This is a genomic window from Pseudovibrio sp. POLY-S9, from assembly GCF_001431305.1.
In the GTDB taxonomy this organism is placed as follows: Bacteria; Pseudomonadota; Alphaproteobacteria; order Rhizobiales; family Stappiaceae; genus Pseudovibrio.
This window is the reverse complement of record NZ_LCWX01000176.1, coordinates 5,516-9,389: the sequence shown is the minus strand read 5'-3', so window position 1 is coordinate 9,389 and position 3,874 is coordinate 5,516. Positions and strand designations below refer to the sequence as shown.

The window sequence follows — 3,874 nt, the reverse complement described above, 5'->3', positions numbered from 1 at the left end:
CGCTGGCGAGCGGGAGGCCAAAAACCTGCAAACAGACAGGCGGGTTTATTCCCCTCCGAAGAAGGTATTGTATTCACCGCCCTCCCGCTCATAACGAAGGGTTTGCGCACTTTCGGAAAAAAGGCACAAAAAATCCGCTAGTTAACGGGAGCGGGTACCGCTGTTTGGAGAGGTTTTGGGCCTCACCCAAGAGCATGCAACCAGATGCATGCGGTGTCAATGGCCAAGGTTTGCAAGCGTGCGTTGTGTGGCGAAGGGGAGACGGTTTGGGTGGGAGAGGTGGTCTTATAATGGCTCTGTCTTAACTCCCATGTAAACACAACCTAAACTTCTAACCTGAGATTTTCGTCCGTTATGGGAGATGTGATTGGCATCTTGGTCGTGTTACATTTCATGAGTAACTACGAATATTACTTCATCTTCCTTGTAACAACGCCATAACGCTTGTTCATTGTAGAACGAGTATTGGTGATTTCATCAGCAACGCGACCAGCGCGCTCGACATGCACAGATACATGACCACTCAACTGACTTCCGATCTTGCTCTGAGCTATTCGGCCCGTGCTTCGGCGGATGACTTTTCCATCCCTACCTACAGATAGAATTTTAACGGCCATGGACTTTCTCCAACAAAGCAGGAATTTCTTTAACTTGTAATCTGACCTCAGCTTCTAAAGTCACCAGCAGTTTGTCAAACTGATTTCTTGAGAGCTGGATTTCTTTATTACAGTCTATTGACACTACAAACGAACAATTGTGATCTTTATCTAATATGGGAACGCAAAGGATCCATTGCAATGAAGGTGAAACTTTATTACGAATCCACCGATCTTGAGGTAATTGCAGAGTTTCTTCCCACAAAGACTGGCTCTTTTTTTCGATATAAATTGCCTCTTTATCAATGAAAGCTGATCCTACAAACGATCTGTCAATAGGAAGTATTAGATTTTCATCTGCATCATAATCGAAACCTGCGCAATAATCTAACTTGATAACTTTAGAACTTAAAGAAGGAGGACGACCAATCGAAATTCTGAGCCTCAAGTCCTCTCCAAATGAACAGAAGTTTAAGATTATGTTTTTACACTTACTCCTCAGATCTTCACAAACTGCAGAAATTTCACATGGAAGTTCAATCATGCACTGAACTAGCTCTGCTGTTGCAATCTTTTCTGATTCACTAATAATATCTTTTACTTGATGTTCACCATAATCAAAATCCAGCAGACCTAAAGGCACCTCCAATCGCAAAGGCTCTAAATTATCGACTCCGCGTGTATTCAGTACTTTCGCGCCAAAAAGAATTGTATTGAGAATACGCCGCCAAGATATTTTCTTATTTCTCGAATTTCCGTCTTCGTGTTTTTCTGAAATCTCTATCGCTACGGTTTTAGCAGACTTATCGATCAGCCGCTCGTCATCAAATACCCAAGCAGGAAGATTAGATACGACGCCACCATCTACATACCAACCATCCTCAATCCAGATTGGCTTGAACAAAATTGGTATGCAAATTGAAGCGCAAATGGCTTTTGCGACTCCAACCTCAGGTGTTGTTTCAAACGAAAACACTCTCAACTCAGAGTTACTAATATTGGATGCAATTACCCTTAAGGGTTTATATCCCTTTTCTCTTAAATCTCTAAAAGTGACTTCTTTTCCTGCGCGACATCCATAAACTTTCATCGATAAGAGCTGCTGTAGGCAAGCCTCAACTTTGCTAAGACTTACTAATCCCTTTTTCAATTTCCAAATCAAAAATATAGAAAAAATGAAGAATCCGACAAAAACAAATAACAACCCATAGTAACGCGTTACAAAAGGTATCAACGAAATCAGAAAAATAACAAAATAAAATCCAATATAATTGGGAATATTTCTTAGGAAGTTAATCGCTCCCCAAGCACTACTGCCAAGTACATTGACGGGGGTTGAGGCAGGAGACATATTTTTATCGACATCATTATTTGAGCTGTCGAGATCAATATGGTCGAGAATACTTTTTCCTGTGATGGGATCAAAGAGTTGGTCAGGCTCAAAATCAAGTGCTGCAAATGTTGCCATAACAGCGCCAGCAGATGTTCCTGCAAATCCTACCAGTTCAATGTTGGCTTGGTGCAACGCACGATAGACCCCCACATGAGCAAGACCACGAGCCCCAGCACCTTCAAAAATGCAATAAACGCGCGTATCTACTGAAGTATTATTGCTTACGCTCACTAGCTCACCAACCTAAAATAACAGAATAATTCGTGATATACCACAATGTAGATATTTATCTACATTTACATTTGAATATTTCTTCGCTTACACAAGTAAATCCGTTGGCATCTACACTTTAACAAAAAAGATTAATACATTAATCAGTTGAGGTAGAGTTCTTAAGCTAGGCCTGCATGCAGTAGCAGCTCAATTAGAATTGCTTACAAGTTTCGGCGGGGATAAGTTTGGTTTTGGGCGGCGGGAAAGATTGGCTGCCTAAGGCTTTTTCTCAGAGCACTTATTCCCCTTTTTGCGGGGGACGCGTTGGTTTGGATGGTACCGCTCTACCAATTTCCATAGGAACGCAGAAAAACGCAAAGTTGCGCATAGCAACGCAAAATGATGTTTGCCGGGTTATGCCCGTTGGTGCACGCGGGCGTGTGGTGGTTTCTTCCACATGAAGTGTGCCGGCTTTGGTGTTTGGCGCGCACTAAGGCGCCCTCTAGCGCTTTGATTTAATTTTGTAATTCCCTTTTTCTATTACCCCCTGACAGTTCTTACACGAGTCTTATCTCAGGTTTACAGGGCTGCGCTCTGGCGGCACGCTCAGCTAAGAGAACGAAGTTCTATTCCCAGTTAAGAAGAACTCGCTGTGCGTTGCATTTACGGAGCAACGCAAACCAACGCAAAGGGGCATAGATTTGCGAATTGTGCACGTTATCCTCGCTCTGGGGCTTGGGCTGGTTGTGGCTGGCTGCGCTTCTGTTGGCAATGAGAGCCTTCGGCATTTGACGCGTGAAGGGCTGGAAAGCCAGTTGGAGAACGGCAAGACAACCAAGGAAGATGTGCGCGTTGCGTTGGGTGATCCGAACACCACTGATTTTACCGATAGCGGCAATGAGATTTGGAAATACAGACATGTACGGACGCAGGCGAAGGTTGAGAACTTCATTCCTGTGGTCGATTTGCTTGCCAGCGGGCAGGATGTGACCACCAAGGAAGTGGCCCTGTTTTTTGATCAGGACGGTTTGCTGCGGAACTACTCCATGATTGAGGTGGAGGACGAGGTTCGCACCGGACTTATTACCGCGAACATGTAGCATAGATTTTTAGATGGGTTGGCGCGCTCGGGGTGGAAGCTTCGGGTGGTTTTGCTGCTTATGCCCTTGTATGCTGCTGGTTATGCCCGTTGTGGTGAGGTGACATTATGAGCATATGTTCTTTTCCTAGCTTGTCAGCCCCTGATGAGAGGCGCAGTATAATGAACATATGCTCATTAGAGCTGACCGCGTTCTCTTTTCCTCACGCTCCCTGCTCTAGGTTTATGTTGCTGTGCGTCTCCCCTGCCTAAATCACTGGTGGTTCTTATGGGAGAGGCTGTGAAAGGAGTGTTTGTTATGCCACGTCCAAGAAAACCACGCCGAATTCATGGAACCGCAGGAGTGCGCTTTTTCAAGCCGCAGGGCGTGCCGCTGCGCACGCTTCAGGCCGCGGTTTTATCGCAGGACGGGATGGAGGCGTTGCGTCTGGCCGATGCGGAAGGGCTGGAACATACGGCTGCTGCTGATCTGATGGGGATTTCACGGCCTACGTTCTCCCGCCTTGTCTCCCACGCCCGCACGGTGGTTGCGACGGCGCTGACGGAGGGGTTGGCGCTGAAAATTGAGGGTGG

General features: G+C 45.7%; 4 protein-coding genes. 2 read left to right on the top strand and 2 right to left on the bottom strand.

Features of this window, described 5'->3' with window-relative positions:
- Positions 1–410 precede the first annotated feature (410 nt).
- Positions 411–617, bottom strand: a complete 207-nt coding sequence (locus PPL9_RS17795; RefSeq protein WP_057463956.1) for a hypothetical protein — start codon at positions 615–617, stop codon at positions 411–413.
- Positions 607–2,220: a patatin-like phospholipase family protein gene (locus PPL9_RS17790; RefSeq protein ID WP_082596948.1), complete on the bottom strand. Its 1,614-nt coding sequence runs from the start codon at positions 2,218–2,220 to the stop codon at positions 607–609. Before PPL9_RS17790 ends, PPL9_RS17795 begins: the two co-directional genes overlap by 11 nt.
- 692 nt (positions 2,221–2,912) lie before the next feature.
- Between PPL9_RS17790 and bamE the strand changes: the two genes are divergently transcribed.
- Together bamE and PPL9_RS17780 are read left to right on the top strand one after the other, a co-directional pair.
- Positions 2,913–3,302 carry an outer membrane protein assembly factor BamE gene (gene bamE / locus PPL9_RS17785; protein ID WP_244271719.1) on the top strand — a complete coding sequence of 130 codons (390 nt, stop codon included), beginning with the start codon at positions 2,913–2,915 and terminating at the stop codon, positions 3,300–3,302.
- 297 nt (positions 3,303–3,599) lie between these two features.
- Positions 3,600–3,874: DUF134 domain-containing protein (locus PPL9_RS17780; RefSeq protein ID WP_152986739.1), on the top strand; the 275-nt coding region annotated here is incomplete at its 3' end.

Coding starts and splice junctions, on each gene's coding strand:
- PPL9_RS17795 (WP_057463956.1), bottom strand. CDS start 617: ATGGCCGTTAAAATTCTATCTGTAGGTAGGGATGGAAAAGTCATCCGC.